This is a genomic window from Burkholderia savannae, from assembly GCF_001524445.2.
In the GTDB taxonomy this organism is placed as follows: Bacteria; Pseudomonadota; Gammaproteobacteria; order Burkholderiales; family Burkholderiaceae; genus Burkholderia; species Burkholderia savannae.
The window spans coordinates 315,885-330,410 of sequence record NZ_CP013418.1 but is presented as its reverse complement, the minus strand read 5'-3'; the positions used below and the strand labels follow the sequence as shown (position 1 = coordinate 330,410).

Genomic DNA, 14,526 nt, shown 5'->3' with positions numbered 1-14,526 from the left:
GCGCGCTGGGTCAGGCGGTTTCCGCGAACAGCTCGCGGCCGATCAGCATGCGGCGGATCTCGCTCGTGCCGGCGCCGATTTCGTAGAGCTTCGCGTCGCGCCACAGGCGGCCGACCGGGTACTCGTTGATGTAGCCGTTGCCGCCCAAGATCTGGATCGCCTCGCCCGCCATCCACGTCGCCTTCTCGGCGGTGTAGAGGATCACGCCCGCGCAGTCCTTGCGCACCTGGCGCACGTGCGCGCTGCCCGCCGAATCGAGATGGCGGCCGACCGCGTACAGATACGCGCGGCACGCCTGGAACGTCGTGTACATGTCGGCGATCTTGCCCTGGATCAGCTGGAATTCGCCGATCGGCTGGCCGAACTGCTTGCGATCGTGGACATACGGCACGACCGCGTCGAGACACGCGGCCATGATGCCCGTCGGCCCGCCCGCGAGCACCGCACGCTCGTAATCGAGCCCGCTCATCAGCACCTTCACGCCGCCGTTGAGCTCGCCGAGGATGTTCTCTTGCGGCACCTCGACGTCCTCGAACACGAGCTCGCCCGTATGCGAGCCGCGCATTCCGAGCTTGTCGAGCTTCTGCGCGACCGAGAAGCCCTTCATCCCCTTCTCGACGATGAACGCGGTAATGCCGCGCGCGCCGGCCTCGGGCTCCGTCTTCGCGTAGACGACGAGCGTGTCGCAATCCGGGCCGTTCGTGATCCACATCTTCGTGCCGTTCAGCACGTAGCGCTCGCCGCGCTTGTCCGCACGCAGCTTCATGCTGACGACGTCGGAGCCCGCGTTCGGCTCGCTCATCGCAAGCGCGCCTACGTGCTCGCCGGAGATCAGCTTCGGCAGGTACTTGCGCTTCTGCGCGTCGGTGCCGTTGCGGTGGATCTGGTTCACGCACAGGTTCGAATGCGCGCCGTACGACAGCCCGACCGACGCCGACGCGCGCGAGATCTCCTCCATCGCGACCATGTGCGCGGTATAGCCGAGACTCGCGCCGCCGTATTCCTCGGCGACGGTCATCCCGAGCACGCCCAGCTCGCCGAACTTGCGCCAGAGGTCCATCGGGAATTGATCGGTGCGATCGATCTCGGCCGCGCGCGGCGCGATTTCCTTCGCGGCGAAATGCGCGATCGAATCGCGCAGCATCTCGATGTCTTCACCGAGCATGAAGTTCACGCCGGGCAGGTTGATCATGTCTCCTCCGTCTCCAGGAAGTCCACGGAAGCGCCGATTATTGAGTCTCGCTCAAATCGGCGAATCCATCTTTCGTTGCCGTATTCTGCGGAAATTCTCGTTAGTTTCGCGCTTGACCCGCTCAAGCGTCAATAGTTTTTTGAGCGATACTCAGCTATGATCGACGGCATCGCAACGACGCCCGACGCCGCAGGAAAACCCGTATGACCGCCCCCCAGAAAGCCGAGCGCGCGGACGCGCCGCGCGCGCCCGCCGGCCGCAAATCGCAGCAGCGCGTGCAGGACATCCTGCGCGCCGGGCGCGAAGTCTTCGCGGAAAAGGGCTACGAGCACGCGACCGCGGCGGAGATCGCGCAGCGGGTCGGCGTGTCCGAGGCGACCGTGTTCAGCTACTTCCGCGGCAAGCGGGAGCTGTGCGCACGCGTGATCGCCGATTGGTATGACGAAATCATCGACGCGTTCGAGACCGGGATGCCGCGCGACGCGTCGGTGCGGCAGCAGTTCGCGTTCATCGTCCGCACGCACTTGCGGCTGATGCTCGTGAACGGCACCGGCCTCTGCGCGCTGGTGCTGTCCGAGGGGCGCGCGAAGCAGCACGCGCTCGCCGACGAATTGACGGCGTTGCAGCGCCGCTACACGGCGCCGCTGATGGACGTGCTCGCACGCGGGCAGTCGGCCGGAGAGGTGCGCGCCGACATTCCGCTCAGCCTGCTGCGCTCGATGGTGTTCGGGCCGATCGAGCATGTGCTGTGGGATGCGATTCTCGGGCACCGGAAACTTGATACCGAGACGACGGCCGAGCAGTTGATCGATTTGCTCTGGACGGGGTTGCAACCGCCCGCGCCGGAGAACGCGGCGCTCGTGCACTTTCGGAGCGACGTCGCCGACGCGATGCGCCGGCTCGACGAAGCGTGCGCGCAGGCGGCGCGCGCGGGTTCGGCGCGCCGCAAGCCGGGCAAGCCGGCGTAGCCGAGGGGCCGCGCTGCGCGCCGCGCGCATCGCATCGTGCACGGCGTCGCTCCGCGAGGCGCTCACCCGAGATCGACGCACGCTTCGCGATCGACTCGTCACGGCCGGGCGCATCGCCGCATTCGGTCCGCCATTCGGTTTTCTTTCAAACACCGCTCGCGTTCCTTTCTTTCTCCTCGATTAAACTCGATTTGATTCGATTCGGCTCGGTTAATCGCCCGCCCGCCGACGAATCGCGAAACGACGCGCATCGCTCCGATTCCGCCGCACACTCACGCGAACCGAGCGCATGTTTGCGTCGCCGCTCACGCCGACGCGCCGGCATGCACTTGCCGCTCACACACGAAAACATCGCAGAAAGAGACACTCGCGGCCGAGCCCGAACGACGGCCGGCACGGCCGCCCCGCGACGTCGCCGCATCGAGCGGCCGGCACGAAACGAACACGAGAAAACGCATCGCAATTCAATTATCGTTTAATGAAAAACCGCGCAAAAACTTGCAATATCAATGAACGACTAATCGACGATTAATCGGGTTTTAGCGCTCTTGACTTTCGAGACGCATAACCTACGCTGGAGTCGTACCAGCCGCCCCGAAGCGCCCGCTTCGCCGTTGCGCTGATTAAAAGTATTCGATTCCGGTACAAGTGCGCATGGGGAGCGCACACGCATTCCACTCTTTTCAAGTCTTTCAGCTCCGCCGCGCGGACGACGTCTGCGCGCACGGACGTTCATTGCCTCGCCGCTTCCTTGGGCCGTGACGCGCGCACGCTCGGCGTCGTCACGCCCGGCCGATCCGGCGAGGCATTTACTGTAGGAGACCGAAATGACTGTCATCCAGATCGGCCTCGTCGATACGACGAACGCCATCGATCCCGCTCTCGTGGAAGCCGCTGCCGCCGCACTGAACGTGCAAGTCATCCGAGATTTGCCGCCGTTCTGGAACGTGCAGGCGACCGTCCGGCATTTGCCGTCGCAGAATCAAATTCCGGCCGGCATATGGCCGGTGCTGCTGGTTCCCGTCCTGCCCGAAGGCGAAGGCGGATTTCACCTGGATCAGCACAACCAGCCGTATGCGAAAGTCGCCGCGACGCGCGGCAACGACGGATGGACAATCGCCGCGAGCCACGAAACGATCGAGATGCTGATCGATCCCGCCGGCAACCGTCTGCAGTCGTCGACGTCGATCGAGATCGTCGGCGGCAAGATCCAGGACGGCAGCGCGCAGTTCGAGTACCTCGTCGAAGGCTGCGATCCGGTCGAAGCGGAAAAATACAGCTATTCGATTCAAGGCATCGCCGTCTCCGATTTCATCACGCCGCACTTCTACGATCCGGTCGTCACGAGCGGCACGCGCTACAGCTTCACCGGCGCGCTCACGAAGCCGCGCGAGATCCTGCCGGGCGGCTACATCTCGTGGATCGATCTGAGCAACGAGCGAATCCGGCAATTGCAATACCTGGACCCGAGCGAGCCGCCGACGATCGTCGATCTCGGTCCTTCGCAGACCAAAGAAAAGAGCCTGAGAGAGTGGCTGCACACGAAGCGCGGATCGCCGGCGGGATTGCGAACCACCCGCGAGCTGTCGGAAAAATCCCTGAACGAGCCGCTGCTCGAACGCTGCCGGCAACACCGCAGGGCGCTGCAGGAAATCGCGAGCCAGCGCGCGAAGATGTACTGAAGCACCCGATCATTCGAACAACTTAGGTGCCCTCATGAACCATTCATTCGACGTCGAGGATCTGATCCTCAACTATGATCCCGAAGCGCCCGCCGAGCGCTTCGTCAAGGGCGGCTTGGAAGCCGCGCTGCTGGCCAGGGCGAGCCGCCTGCCTCACCCCGTCTCGTGGCCCGCCGGCGCACGGCCCGCCGCGCAGCCGCTCGATCCCGCGCCGCACGAGAACGACGACCTCACCCGCTTCGCCGGCTACGACGCGCTCGTCGTCACGTGGACGGCCGCCGAGGCCGCGGCGCTCGCGGCGCTCTTCACGCCCGATCATCTGCCGTCGGCGTGGTATTTGTACCGTCACGGCGTCGATGCGTACATCCCGCTCGTCACGGGGCCCCGCGCGCCGTTCAACGACACGAAGCCGGACATGGCCCGCTACTATCACACGCTCGGCCTGTATTTCCCGTGCGTGATCGGCAACGCCCGCGTGCTGCTGTTCAAGTCCGGCCTGCACTTCGCATATGACGGCCCGCACACGCCGCTTCAACGCCTCGTCGCCGAGCTCGTGCAGACGATCCGGCCCAGGCTGCTGATCACGACGGGCACGGGCGGCGGAATCGGCACCCAAGCGAAACTGGGCGATGTCGTGATCGCGAGCAAGGTCAAGTTCGACTGCACGACGCAGTTCAAGGAGGCCGCATTCGCGAAGTCCGAATACAGCCCTTCCGAGCTGCCGGCCGGCGCGATCGATGCAATCGCGCCCGATCTGACGAAGGTCAACGCGGCGTACATCCAGGGGGCGCGGCCCGTGCCGACCATTTTCACGAAGCCCGCCGACGCGCTCGTCACGACGGACTTCTTCGGCTTCGACGATTCGACGGATCACTATCGCTTGCAGAATCTGGGACGCGCATGCGACATGGGGGACGCGATGATCGGACTGACGATGAAGGACTTCCCGCTGACTCGCTGGTACTCGGTGCGCAACGTGTCCGATCCGCAGATTCCCAATCCCGATAACGACATCGAAAAGGCGAAGCGGGAAGCGGGCCAGATCTATACGCGCTACGGCCCGTATACGACGGCCGCCAGCGTGATCGCGACCTGGGCGATCATCACGAGCGCGCACGCCTGACGCAACGGCCTCGCGGGCATCGTGCGGCCGCCGTGGAAATTGCGGCCGTCGATCCGAAATAAATTTCGCCTGTGAGGCGAGGCTGCCGCGCGATTGCCGAGCGACAGCCTTTCGTTTCGAATCGAAAACGCCGGCCGGTGCGGCCACCGTGCGCCTCGCGCGTCTGCCGCCCGCTTTTGACGAAGAGCGGCCATTCGGCATTCCCGGCAACGGATGCCGCCAAGCGAAGCGAAGCGTATCGGCAAGGCGGCTGGCGGCGCGGCCTCGGCCCGGCATGCGCGACCATCGTGACTCGGCCAATCCGGCAACGGGAGGCGGCTGCGCGGCACATTGCCGGCGCACCCGCCCAATCGGCGCCTCGGCATGAAACGGAGGGCCTCGATCGAATGGGTGGAGGAACGCAATGGATGGCGCGACATGCGCCGATTTCCGCCAAACGGAATCGGCAACATGGGGCGGCCGGCGCGTGCGATCCGCGTGACCGAGACGCATGAGAGCGCATCATGCAACCGGCGCGCCACACCCCGCGCGCCGGCCGGCCCTGAACGGCCGGCTGATGCGCGGACGAGAACCGCTCGCCCGGTGCGCGCCGGCAAACGCGGCCGGGGGCTTTCATCGACGGGACGCCCGAGCCGGTCATTCGCATCGAGACAAATCTCCACGCGAATCCGGTCGACACCGCAGGGTTAACCATGAGACGATTCGCGGCTCGTTAGATTTTCGTCGCTACTCGCCACATGAATGTCCCGATGTCGCGCGCGGCACTGGTCGCGACCCTGCTGGCGGCGTGCACGAGCGCGCAAGCGCAGCCGCTCGGCGGCTCGCCGTCGAGCGCAACGCCCACGCCCGAAACGGCTTCGTCGCCAATGCGGCCACAAGCGCCGCCGCAAACATCGCCGCTTACACCGTCGCACACGCCGCTGCATACGCCGCCGCCCGAGGCCGCCCGATTCCGTTCGCCGCCGCCTCGCAGCCTCGCGCCGCAAACGCTGTCGAAGCACGCGCAGCCCGACGCGAAGCCGCAATACATCGCGCCGCTGCAGCGTAACTTCGCGTTCGCGCAGGATCAGGGCCGGCAGGAAGAATGCGACGAACTGGCGTCGAAGATCGACAATCTGGCGCGCCACGCGCAAGCCGCCGCGCGCTCGGCGCCGCCGTCGCTGCTCGCGCCGAGCACGATCAACAGCGCGACGCCGTGGAAAGTCCCCGCGCCGCCCGTCTACGAGCCGCCGCCGTCGCGGCCGCTGCCGTCCGCGAACGGCGGCGCACCGTCGAACTTCGCGCCGCTCGCGTCCGATCGCTGGAGTCGCCCGTGGGCTCACAAGCCCTATCCGGCCACCGAGAAAGACGCAAAAGAGCAGCGCGAGCGCAGCGAGCAGCAGATCGAGCTCGAAGCCCGCTACCGCCGGCTGCACTGCCGCCCATAGACGCCACGCCGTGCCACGCCGTGCCTCGCCGCGCCTCGCCGTGCCACGCCGTGCCTCGCCGTGCCTCGCCGCGCCGCGCGCCCGCGCGGCGAACGCGGCCATTCATGCATGCTCCGGCATCGGCGGGTAACATGTCGTCGACCGCGGCCGCGCGCGACGCGCGCCGCCTTTCCCGACGCCCTCGCCATGCATACTCGACAACTGACGCCCGCTCTCGCCTCGCAATTCGCGAACCTCGCGCTCGGCCACCTGACGCGCGAATACCCGAACAAGCTCACGCACTCGCTCGCCGGCCCGGAAGACGTGCGCGGGCCGCGCGCGCTGCATCCGATCTTCTACGGCAGCTACGACTGGCATTCGTGCGTGCATGGTTACTGGCTCGTCACGCGGCTGCTCGATCGCTTCGCGGATCTGCCACAGGCGCAGCGGATCGTCGACACCGTCGACGCGCACTTCACCGCCGACAACGTCGCCGGCGAGGCGGCGTACTTGAGCCTGCCGCACAATCTCGGCTTCGAGAGGCCGTACGGCTGGGGATGGCTGCTCGCGCTGTCCGCGCAGCTCGCGTCGATGACGTCGAATGCGGGCCGCCGCTGGTCGGCCACGCTCGCGCCGCTGACGGAGATCTTCGTCGACCGCTTCACCGAATTTCTGCCGAAGGCGACCTATCCGCTGCGCGTCGGCACGCACTTCAACACCGCGTTCGCGCTGTCGCTCGCGCTCGACTTCGCGCGGCAAACCGGGCGCGCGGCGCTCGAAGCGCTGATCGTCGACACCGCGCGGCGCTGGCATCTGCGCGACGCGAACTGCCAGGCGTGGGAGCCGAGCGGCGACGAGTTCCTGTCGCCGGCGTTGATGGAGGCGGAGCTGATGCGGCGCGTGCTGCCGGCGGCCGAGTTCCTCGCTTGGTTCGACGCGTTCCTGCCGTCGCTCGCCGCGCGCGAGCCGGCGACGCTTTTCACGCCGGCCACCGTCACCGATCGCACCGACGGCAAGATCGCGCACCTCGACGGCCTGAACCTGAGCCGCGCATGGTGCCAGCGCTCGCTCGCGCGAGCGCTGCCGGACGGCGATCCGCGCAAGACGGCGCTCGCCGACGCGGCCGACGCGCATCTCGCGAGCGCGCTCGCGCACGTCGCGGGGGACTACATGGGCGAGCACTGGCTCGCGTCGTTCGCGCTGCTTGCGCTGGAGGCTTGAGCCGGACGGCGAAAATGGCGCGGCCGCATCCGGCGGCGCGGGGCAGCCGCGTGCGCCGTGCGCGCCGGATGAGTCTGGCCGGATGAGTCTGGCCGGATGGGTCTGGCCGGATGGGTCTGGTCGAATGGGTCTGGTCGAATGGGTCTGGTCGAATGGGTCCGGTCGAATGGGTCCGGTCGAATGGGTCTGGCCGGATGCGCGCGGTTGGACAAGCTCAGCCAGGTGAGCCCGGTTAGGCCGGCTCGATCGGGTGAGTTCGCCGGGAAGCGAAAGGCGCGGATCAAACAGCCTCTGCATCGCGGCCGAATTCGACGCGCCGGCACGCCGCGCGCACGTCCGCCCGGCCGTCACGCGTTGCGCCAAGCGCGGGCGGCGCACGCTTCGCCAGGCGTGGGCGGCACGCACGCGCACACATCGAACGCGCGCTGCCCGCCCGGCGCGCATCAATGCGAAATCGTCTCGAGCGCGATTCCCTTCGTTCTCGGCCCCATCAGCCCGATCGACGCCATCACGATCGCCATCGCGCCCGCGATGAACACGAACACGCCCGGCGTGCCGAACCCCTTCAACACAGCCGCGATCGCGAACGACGTGAAGATCGCCGAAAAGCGGCTCCACGAATAGACGAAGCCGACCGCGCGCGCCCGGATGGCGGTCGGGAACAGCTCCGCCTGATACGCGTGGAAGCTGTACGACATGATGTTGTTCGCGAGCGTCAGGCACACGCCGAGCGCGACGAGCCACCACGCCGCCGACGCCCGGCTGAACATCAGCCCCGCGATCATCGCCGCGCCGGCCATCGCGACGATCACGGCCTTGCGCTCGAAGCGGTCGGCGATCGCGAGGCCGATCAGCGGCCCGATCGGCGCCGCGAGCGCGATCACGCTCGAATACATGAGGCTCGTCGTGACGGTGATCCCCTGCTTGATGAGCAGCGTCGGCACCCAGTTCGCGAAGCCGTAGAAGCCGACCGTCTGGAACACGTTGAAGATCGTCATCATCACCGTGCGCTTGCGGTACGGCGGCGCCCACATGTCGCGGAACCGGCCGCGCGGCGCGACGGGCTCGGCGGGCGCGGGCGGCGGCAGCGGCCGGCCATACTCCGCCTCGACCCTCGCCTCGAGCGCGGCGAGCACGCGATCCGCTTCGTCGAGCCTGCCTTGCTGCGCGAGCCAGCGCGGGCTTTCGGGCAACCGGCGGCGAATCCACCAGACGAAGATCGCGCCGTGCGCGCCGATCAGCACGACCCAACGCCAGCCGTCGAGGCCGAGGGGCGCGCGCGGGACGAGCAGATACGCGAGCAGCGCGACGACAGGCACCGCGACGAAGCCGACCGCCTGCTCGCACGCGAACGCGCGGCCGCGAATCTGCTTCGGAACCAGTTCGGAGATGTACGTGCCGATCGTCACCATTTCGACGCCGAGCCCGAGCCCGACGACGAAGCGCCAGAAATTGAGGCCCGCGGCCGTATCCTGAAACGCCATCACGATGTTCGCGGCCGTGTACCACAGGAGCGACCACGTGAACACCGCGCGGCGGCCGAAGCGGTCGGCGAGAAATCCGCACGCGATCGTGCCGACGAAGAGCCCCGCGAACAACGCCGCGATGAAGCTCGCGACGCCCGTCGTGCCGAACAGCCCGTGCGTCGTCGCGGTGAGGATGCCGCTCTTCACGAGGCCGGGCGCCACGTAGCCGCTGTAAAGCAGATCGTACAGCTCGAAGAAGAATCCGAGGCTCAGCAGCGCCACCAGTTTCCAGACGCTGCGCGTGGGCGGCAGGCGGTCGAGGCGCGCCGAGATGGCGCCGGCGTCGATCGTCGTCGCGCACGCCGACGTGCGCGAGGCGCTTTCCGTTGAAGCCATGGCGGGGGTGTCTCCGAATGTCGTCGTTGTCGAATCACGGCCGCGGGCGGCCGTTGGCGTTTCGGACATTTTACCGGGCGCACGGCCGCCGGGAAGAACGGCGAGGGGCGCGCCGCGCCCCTTTTCGTCACGCGGCGCCGCCGCGCGCCGCCGCGATCAGCGTCGCCAGCGGCTGCCGCTGACGGCCCCGCTCGTCGAAATTCCCGGCGGCGAGCCACTGCCCGAACGCCGAGCGCAACGCCGGCCATTCGCGGTCGACGATCGAATACCACGCGGTGTCGCGCGACCGGCCCTTGTAGACGACGGCCTGCCGAAACAGCCCCTCGTACGCGAAGCCGTAGCGGAGCGCCGCCGCGCGCGACGGCGCGTTGAGGCTGTCGCATTTCCATTCGAAGCGGCGATAGCCGAGCTCGTCGAACACGCGCTGCATCAGCAGGAACATCGCTTCGGTGCCCGCGCACGTCTTCTGCAGCAGCGGCGAATACGCGACGAAGCCGACCTCGATCACGCCGTTCGCCCGGTCGGTCCGCATCAGCGCGCAGGTGCCGACCGCCTTGCCCGTCGCGAGATCGACGATCGCGTGATGCAGCGGATCGTCGGTTTCGGCCGCCTTCGCCAGATACGCGCGGTAGCTCGCGGCGTCGGCGAACGGGCCGGCGCTCATGTACGTCCAGTCACGGCCGTCGGCGGCCAATGCGTATGCCGCGTAGAGATCGTCCGCGTGCCGGCTCGCGTCGACCGGCTCGATCCGGCAGAACCGGCCCTGCATCGGCGTGCGCGGCGGCGCGGGACGCGGCTGCCAGCCGGGCACCGGCGCGCCGATCGGCTGGCCGAATTCGTTGGTGTATGCGTTGTCACTCACGGAATGTTTCCCGAAACGATGAATGGGTCGCCGATCGGCGCCGAAGCCAGAAGCCTGAAGCCCGAGGCCCGAGGCCTGCGCGTCGATCCCGGATCGACATCCGTGCCCGGCGCCGCGACGGCGGATTCGATTGTAAAAGACGTCGACGGGGCGTGCCGCATCGAACGTCGCGAATGACGCGACTCGATCGTCCCGCGCCGCCCGGCGAATCGGCGAATCGGCGCGTCGGCGCGTCGGCGCGTCGGCGCATCGGCGCATCGGCGCATCGGCGCATCGGCGCGTCGCAGAATCGCAGAATCGGCCCATTGTCCACGCAATGCATCGCTCGCGCGGTCTCGACCGACGCGGGCACGCGGGAAACCGGGATGCCGCTCCAGTCGCCGGAACGCCGCGCGCGACGCGAATTGCGAAGCATCGCAGCGCGACACGAACGGCGTCGGGGCGCGACATTGCATGTCGTCGAATTCGAAGCGCGCATGCGCCGCGGGGCTCGAAGCGCGAGCCCCGGGATTCGGGATTCGGGATTCGGGATTCGGGATTCGGGATTCGGGATTCGGGATTCGAAGCGCGCTGACCGCCCGCCGATGGGCCTCACTCGATGCCCGGCGAATGCCGCCCGGCATACCGCAAGCGCCGTGTGATCGGCGACGCTTGCACACAAGTGCGCGGCCCGTGCGACTCCGGTCGTTCAAGCCGGTCGTTCAAGATCGTGCGGGGGTCGACGGCGGCGCGGACCGCCGCGTAAGCGGCCGGCAGCGCGCCGGCGCCGCCCCCTGCCGGCATCCGATGCAACAGGGCCGCCGAGCCAGGGCTTTGATGCAAGCCGCGCCCCTGCCCGGCGCGGTCCGCGCGCCGGCTCGATTGCATGCCGCGCTCACCGTGCGGCTCGCCCCGGACGACGGCGACACCGTGCGGAACCGGCATCCGAAGCGCGCATGCGCGGAGCGGAACATGCCGCCCGCCGCCGTCGGAAAATACCCAAGCCTGAAAATGTCAAGCTAACAAAAATGGTAGGTATTCGCCGATGAATAAATCCTACTCTTTAGACGAGAGATAATCGGCACGGCTCTCGCTATCAAATTCAATCCGTGCTTTTCCGAGGAGCCACGAAATGAGCCAATTTGTCGATGTCCTGGAGGAAATGCGTGCGCATTACAAATCCTCTGTCGGCCAAGCGTCGCCGCGTCGCTATGCCGCCTCGCAGCAACTCGCCGCTTATTTCACCGCCGCGCAGGCGTCTTCCGTCAAGCTTTCGGCGCAGGAAAACGACTTGCTGAAGGGGCTGCAGATCGACGCCCAAGCATCCGGACAGGAAGAAGCGAGCGGAATCGAGACCGGCATCGTCGGCGCAACCGAAGCGCTGAAGAGCGCGGGAGCGTCCCCCACGTCCGTCGAAGAATTCAAAAAGAAGATGGAAGAACAGAGAAAAAAGGCGAAGGAGGATTCCAACGCGAGAATCGACAAGATTTTCGATACGGCGATAAAAATCGGATTGGAACACCCCGATCTTCAGCAGCCCATTGTCGTCTTGATAGACAAGATCGGTAATTTCTTCAACGATCTTTTCAATAAGATTGCAGATTTCATCGTGGGAGTCGTAAGAGACGTCGTCGCATGGCTCAAAAACGCGTGGGACAGCATCAAGAGTACGTTCAACGGAATCACGGGTTGGATATCCGGCTGGTTCTGACGCCCCGCGCGATCATTTGCCGATCCGCTCGCGCGCCGAGCGCCCGTCTCGACGAAACACGCGATGCCTTGAGCGCCCGCTATCGGGCCGCGACCCCGGCGAACGCGCGCCGAACCCACGCGGCGGCCCGACACGGGCGGCCGCGATCGCCGGCGATCTGATCGGGCGCGGCGCCGGAATCGCGACAGGAAAAGGCTCGGGATGGATTCCGAGCCTTTTCTTCGGACGGGCGCGCAAGCGGGCCGCGGGCGCGCCCCGTACGGGCGACCGCGCCCGCCGCTCAAACGTCGAGCTTCACGCGCGGCGCGCGCGGCGATCGAGAGCGCAGCGCTCGCCGCGATCGAGAAACCCGCGGCGGGCGCGTCCATTGCAATCTCACGCGCCCCGCGCCCGATCGCCGCCGAGCGCCAACCCTTCGACCACCGCCTGAACCCCGTCCGCGCCGCCCGGCGCCGGCGAGCGCAGCGTGAACGACGCGCCCGCCCCTTTCGCGATCGCATCGACGATCGCGAGTCCGAGCCCGCTGCCCTTCGCCGTCGTCGCGCCGCGCTCGAACGGCTTCGTCAGACGTTCGATCTCGCGCGCCGGCAGCGCCGGCCCGCGGTTCGTCACGCTGAGCGCGCCCGCCGCCGACAGCGCGACCTGCACCGGCTCCGCCGCCGCGCCGTGCTTGAGCGCATTCTCGACCAGATTGCGCACGACGATCGCGAACGCGTCCGGATCGATCCGCGACGTCACGGCCGCGTCGGGCAGATCGAGCGCGATCGCGCGATCGCGCGCGACGCGCCGGAAATCGTCGACGACGAGCGACAGCACCGGCCGCAAATCCTGCGGCGTGTCCGCGAGCACGCGCCCGTCCTCGGCCTTCGCGAGCTGCATCAACTGCTCGCTGACCCGCGACAGCGTATGCAGCGCGCCCTCGACCCGCTCCGCGCGCTCGCGCAACGGCTCGCTCGGCACTTCGACGATCAGGCGCTGCGTCTGCGCGAGCGCCGCGGCGATCGGCGTGCGCAACTCGTGCGCGCTGTTCGCGGTGAAGCTGCGCTCGGCGGCGAGCGCGCGATCGAGGCGCGCCATCAGCTCGGTGACCGCATCGGCCACGGGCGCGATCTCGCTCGGCAGCCCGCCCTTGTCGAGCGGCGTCAGATCGTTGCGGCCGCGCGCGGCGATCGCGTCGCAAAAGCGCCGGATCGGCTTCAAGCCGGAGCGCACGATCAGCCAGATTCCGAACAGGCCGGCGGGCAGGAACAACGCGAGCGGCCGCACGACCGCGATCGCGGCCTGCACTTGCGCTTGCCGGCGCATCGTGAGCGGCTGCGCGATCAACAGCGTGACCGTGCCCTGCAGCACCGTCTCCGCGTAGATCCGATGCGTCGCGGTGCGCCGGAAGCCCGCCTTCATGTCCATCGGAAAAATCGACGCGTCGGCATCGTGCGAGCGCAGCAGCGTCTTGCCGGTCTCGTCGCGCACGACGTACGTCAGCAGCTCGTCGTGCGGGCGGACCGCCGCGATGCGGCCCCCGCTCGCGCCCTCGCCGTCGTCGCCGTCCGAATCGCGCCCGACGATGTCCATCACGGCGAGCGGCAGCAGCCGCTGCGCGGTCTCCTGCAGCGCGCTGTCGGACATCCGCTCGACCTCGTCGCGCAACACGTAGAACGCGGCCGTCCCGGCCGCGAGCGACAGCACGACGAAGCCAGCCACGAGCGCCGCCGCGAGCCGCCCCTGCAGACTGCGCAGCATCGCTAGTCCCGCCTCAGCCGGTAGCCGAGGCCGCGCACGGTCTCGATCACGTCGGCGCCGAGCTTCTTGCGCAGGCGGCTCACGTGCACCTCGATCGTGTTGCTCTCCACTTCGTCGCTGAACGAATACAGACGCTCCTCGAGCCGCGGCTTCGACAGGATCATCCCGGGATGCTGGAGCAGCGTTTCGAGAAGCGCCCATTCGCTCGCGGTCAGGTCGACTCGCGCATCGCCGCGCTTCACGCTGCGCGCGGCGGTGTCGATCGCGAGCTCGCCGAGCTTCACGAGCGGATTCGGATTGCCCGCATAGCGGCGCGCGACCGCGCTCACGCGCGCGGACAGCTCGGACAGATCGAACGGCTTCACCAGATAGTCGTCCGCGCCGGCGTTCAGCCCGGCGATCCGGTTCGCGACCTGATCGAGCGCGGTCAGGATGATGACGGGCACCGTCGATCCGCCCGCGCGCAGCTCGCGCAGGAAGTCGAGCCCGCGGCCGTCGGGCAGCAGCAGATCGAGCAGGATCAGATCGTAGGTCGCGACCGCGACGTGCCGGCGCGCGTCGGCGAGGCTGCCGACGAAATCGGCCGGATGCCCGTCTTTCTCGATCTGGTCGCGGACGGCCTCTCCGAGCCACGGGTCGTCTTCGACGAGAAGCACTCTCATGCGCGTGTCCTGATGAATGAGTGGCGCGACTCTGCCATGCGAACCTGAAGCGAACATGAAGAAACTTTTTCGCGCCCGCAAGCTTCGCTTCAGGTGCCGAGCGCATTGTAGAGCCCGA

Annotated in this window: 10 protein-coding genes and 1 pseudogene; 6 read left to right on the top strand and 5 right to left on the bottom strand. The window is 67.6% G+C overall.

The window, feature by feature from the left end; all coding sequences use genetic code 11:
• Positions 1–10: 10 nt before the first annotated feature.
• On the bottom strand, positions 11–1,192 hold the full coding sequence (locus WS78_RS22400) for an isovaleryl-CoA dehydrogenase (protein WP_059575933.1): 1,182 nt from the start codon (positions 1,190–1,192) through the stop codon (positions 11–13).
• A 203-nt stretch (positions 1,193–1,395) separates the two neighbouring features.
• Here WS78_RS22400 and WS78_RS22395 point away from each other — a divergent pair, with 203 nt between their 5' ends.
• From WS78_RS22395 to WS78_RS22375, 5 genes are all read left to right on the top strand, one after another.
• Entirely contained in the window at positions 1,396–2,160 is a 765-nt protein-coding gene (locus WS78_RS22395; RefSeq protein WP_059575935.1) for a TetR/AcrR family transcriptional regulator, read from the top strand.
• 827 nt (positions 2,161–2,987) lie between these two features.
• Entirely contained in the window at positions 2,988–3,842 is an 855-nt protein-coding gene (locus WS78_RS22390) for a hypothetical protein (RefSeq protein ID WP_038752742.1), read from the top strand.
• Between the two features lie 34 nt (positions 3,843–3,876).
• Complete coding sequence (locus tag WS78_RS22385; RefSeq protein ID WP_038752744.1) at positions 3,877–4,965, top strand: phosphorylase family protein; 1,089 nt, start codon at positions 3,877–3,879, stop codon at positions 4,963–4,965.
• Positions 4,966–5,714: 749 nt separating this feature from the next.
• Positions 5,715–6,392: a hypothetical protein gene (locus WS78_RS22380; protein ID WP_394335893.1), complete on the top strand. Its 678-nt coding sequence runs from the start codon at positions 5,715–5,717 to the stop codon at positions 6,390–6,392.
• Positions 6,393–6,578: 186 nt separating this feature from the next.
• Positions 6,579–7,592: a DUF2891 domain-containing protein gene (locus WS78_RS22375; protein WP_059575938.1), complete on the top strand. Its 1,014-nt coding sequence runs from the start codon at positions 6,579–6,581 to the stop codon at positions 7,590–7,592.
• A gap of 443 nt (positions 7,593–8,035) precedes the next feature.
• Here the strand turns inward: WS78_RS22375 and WS78_RS22370 are convergent, their stop codons facing one another.
• Both WS78_RS22370 and WS78_RS22365 read right to left on the bottom strand, forming a co-directional pair.
• Positions 8,036–9,454 carry an MFS transporter gene (locus tag WS78_RS22370; protein ID WP_038752749.1) on the bottom strand — a complete coding sequence of 473 codons (1,419 nt, stop codon included), beginning with the start codon at positions 9,452–9,454 and terminating at the stop codon, positions 8,036–8,038.
• Positions 9,455–9,581: 127 nt separating this feature from the next.
• Positions 9,582–10,477: pseudogene (locus WS78_RS22365) on the bottom strand (GNAT family N-acetyltransferase).
• A 950-nt stretch (positions 10,478–11,427) separates the two neighbouring features.
• Between WS78_RS22365 and WS78_RS22350 the strand changes: the two are divergent.
• The gene (locus WS78_RS22350) at positions 11,428–12,006 is read left to right on the top strand and encodes a hypothetical protein (protein ID WP_059575945.1); all 579 of its coding nucleotides are present in this window, start codon (positions 11,428–11,430) and stop codon (positions 12,004–12,006) included.
• A gap of 375 nt (positions 12,007–12,381) precedes the next feature.
• Here WS78_RS22350 and WS78_RS22345 read toward each other — a convergent pair whose 3' ends face one another.
• Positions 12,382–13,746 (bottom strand): sensor histidine kinase, encoded by a 1,365-nt coding sequence (locus WS78_RS22345; RefSeq protein ID WP_059575948.1) that lies wholly within the window; start codon positions 13,744–13,746, stop codon positions 12,382–12,384.
• A 2-nt stretch (positions 13,747–13,748) separates the two neighbouring features.
• On the bottom strand, positions 13,749–14,408 hold the full coding sequence (locus WS78_RS22340) for a response regulator (RefSeq protein WP_038752760.1): 660 nt from the start codon (positions 14,406–14,408) through the stop codon (positions 13,749–13,751).
• Positions 14,409–14,526: the final 118 nt, after the last annotated feature.

Coding starts and splice junctions, on each gene's coding strand:
- WS78_RS22400 (WP_059575933.1), bottom strand. CDS start 1,192: ATGATCAACCTGCCCGGCGTGAACTTCATGCTCGGTGAAGACATCGAG.
- WS78_RS22395 (WP_059575935.1), top strand. CDS start 1,396: ATGACCGCCCCCCAGAAAGCCGAGCGCGCGGACGCGCCGCGCGCGCCC.
- WS78_RS22390 (WP_038752742.1), top strand. CDS start 2,988: ATGACTGTCATCCAGATCGGCCTCGTCGATACGACGAACGCCATCGAT.
- WS78_RS22385 (WP_038752744.1), top strand. CDS start 3,877: ATGAACCATTCATTCGACGTCGAGGATCTGATCCTCAACTATGATCCC.
- WS78_RS22380 (WP_394335893.1), top strand. CDS start 5,715: ATGTCGCGCGCGGCACTGGTCGCGACCCTGCTGGCGGCGTGCACGAGC.
- WS78_RS22375 (WP_059575938.1), top strand. CDS start 6,579: ATGCATACTCGACAACTGACGCCCGCTCTCGCCTCGCAATTCGCGAAC.
- WS78_RS22370 (WP_038752749.1), bottom strand. CDS start 9,454: ATGGCTTCAACGGAAAGCGCCTCGCGCACGTCGGCGTGCGCGACGACG.
- WS78_RS22350 (WP_059575945.1), top strand. CDS start 11,428: ATGAGCCAATTTGTCGATGTCCTGGAGGAAATGCGTGCGCATTACAAA.
- WS78_RS22345 (WP_059575948.1), bottom strand. CDS start 13,746: ATGCTGCGCAGTCTGCAGGGGCGGCTCGCGGCGGCGCTCGTGGCTGGC.
- WS78_RS22340 (WP_038752760.1), bottom strand. CDS start 14,408: ATGAGAGTGCTTCTCGTCGAAGACGACCCGTGGCTCGGAGAGGCCGTC.